Source organism: Acidovorax sp. KNOB132 (assembly GCF_057541515.1).
Map to the genome: position 1 here is coordinate 1 of NZ_BAAJYT010000406.1, position 2269 is coordinate 2269.

Genomic DNA, 2269 nt, shown 5'->3' on the forward strand with positions numbered 1-2269 from the left:
GGGGGCACGGCTGCGGCATACTGCGGCCCCCTTTCCACACGCTTTGCCCGACCGCCATGCCCAGCTCCGTTCTGATTCGCCCCCTTCGCCCCGATGACCGGGCGGCCTGGCAGCCGCTCTGGGACGGCTACAACGCCTTCTATGGCCGCGAGGGCGCGACGGCCCTCTCGCCCGAGATCACGCGCACGACCTGGGCGCGCTTCTTCGATCCGGCCGAGCCGGTCTTCGCGCTCGTGGCGGAGTCCGGGGGCACGCTGTGCGGTCTGGTGCACTACCTGTTTCACCGCAGCACCACGCGCATCGAGCCCACCTGCTATCTGCAGGACCTGTTCACCGCGCCGGCCGCGCGCGGGCAGGGCGTGGGGCGGCAGCTGATCGAAGGGGTGTACGCGGCGGCGCAGGCGGCCGGCGTGCGCCGCGTGTACTGGCAGACCCACGAGACCAACGCGGCGGGGCGCCGGCTGTACGACCAGGTGGGGCGGCACGCCGGCTTCATCGTCTACGGCAACGATGCCTGACGGCGGCCGTCGCGCCGCGGCGGGCCTCCTGGGATCCGTGCGCGCGTTGCTCGACAATGCAGGCCTGCACCGCCGGGCGCACGCCGCCCGGCTTCGACCGATTCACCGACCTGTCCGGACCCTCCCTCCATGAACATCTCCAAAGACACCGCCGTCACCTTGAGCTACAAGGTCACCACGCCGCAGGGCAAGCCGCTCGATTCCGGCCACATGGCATACCTGCACGGCGGCTACGACGGCATTTTTCCGAAGGTGGAGGCCGTGCTGGACGGCCAGGCCACGGGCTTTGCCACCACGCTGGACCTGACCGCGGCCGAGGCCTTCGGCGAGCGTGACGAAAGCCTGGTGCGCACCATCCCCAAGAGCGAGTTCCCGCCCGGCGTGAAGGTGGGCGGCCAGCTGCGCGGCGCGGGCAACGACGGGCGCGAGCACGTGTTCAACGTGGTCAAGATCAAGGGCCCCGAGGTGCACCTGGACGGCAACCACCCGCTGGCCGGCCAGGCGCTGCGCTTTTCCTGCAAGGTGACCGAGGTGCGGCCGGCTTCGCCGGAAGAAGTGGTGCACCGCCACGTGCACGGCGGGCACGGCCACCACCACTGATCGGGGCGTTCATGGGCATTTGCTATTAAAAATATAGCTAAATGCCCTAGTGTTGATTGCGCTGGCGGCCTGTTCGGCTGGATTTTCGGGACGGACGGGCTGGATGGGTGATGCGGCTCAGAACTGCACGTCCACCACCACGTTGTCCAGGTAGGTGCCCTCCACCGGCGCGGCCTGGTCGGGGTACACGCGGGCGCGGTACGGAAACACGTGCGACCCCGTGCCGTTGGCGATGCCGCCCGCCGGGCCGGACGTGGCCTGGCTGCTGGACACGCGGGAGCCGACGGTCGTGCCCCAGGGCGTGGTGCCCGCGCCGAAGAAGATGTCGTAGGCCAGCCGGTTGCTGCCGTTGGCCATCTGGCGCCGCCCGCCGCTCGGGTTGCTGCCCGGCCCCAGGCCGACGGTGTAGACCATGCCGCTGGTGCACACCATCGCCACCTGCGACGCGGCCTCGCCGAAGCCCGTGGGCAGCGCGGCGCTGCCGAAGTTGATGGCCCCGGGCGTGATGAGGCAGTCGTTGTTCACCTGCAGTTCCACCGTCACGGTGCGCGTGGCCGTGCCGGCGTACACCGTGCCCAGGCAGGTGGCGAGCAGGCCCGCGCCGTCGCACAGGTTGTAGGTCCAGGCCAGCCGCAGGGTGTCGCGGTAGGTGCCGGCCGGGACGTTGGCGTTCAGCGTGGCGATCTGCACCGGCACGGTGGCCTTGCGGTTGGGCAGCAGGGTGAGGATGTTGGCCCCGGTGGCGTTGATCACCAGCAGGCCCGACGAATAGGTGAGCCCGCTGCCGTTGCCCGCCTGGTAGCCGATGGCCTTGGTGCTGTCGCTGATGTTGCGCAGCAAAAAGCCGTTGTCGCTGGTGAGCGTGGCCCGCAGCACGCTGTCGGTGGACAGCAGCGACAGCAGCCCGGAGCCGCAGGTGATGGAGAAGCTGCCTGGCGTGGTCAGGCTGCCGTCGCGCACGGCGAAGGAAGACGCGGCGCCCAGCGAGGCGCCGGTTTCCGCATAGGTGCAGACGGCGGCGAACGCCGGTGCGCCGGCGGCGAGGGTTGCCAGGGTGAGCAGGCTGCGCACGGCCTGCCCCGGCCCGGCGAAGGGAGAGGGCCGGCGGCCGGACGGGCTCACGATTGCATCTCCGGGGCCGGCGTCGGCCG

The 2269-nt window shown here is 70.6% G+C and carries 3 protein-coding genes; 2 read left to right on the forward strand and 1 reads right to left on the reverse strand.

Annotated elements, in window-relative coordinates:
• The first annotated feature begins 56 nt into the window (after positions 1–56).
• Positions 57–518, forward strand: a complete 462-nt coding sequence (locus AC27IO_RS23085; protein WP_498740993.1) for a GNAT family N-acetyltransferase — start codon at positions 57–59, stop codon at positions 516–518.
• Between the two features lie 129 nt (positions 519–647).
• Positions 648–1118, forward strand: a complete 471-nt coding sequence (locus AC27IO_RS23090; protein WP_272566680.1) for an FKBP-type peptidyl-prolyl cis-trans isomerase — start codon at positions 648–650, stop codon at positions 1116–1118.
• A 117-nt stretch (positions 1119–1235) separates the two neighbouring features.
• Here the strand turns inward: AC27IO_RS23090 and AC27IO_RS23095 are convergent.
• Positions 1236–2269: Csu type fimbrial protein (locus tag AC27IO_RS23095; RefSeq protein ID WP_498740995.1), on the reverse strand; the 1034-nt coding region annotated here is incomplete at its 5' end.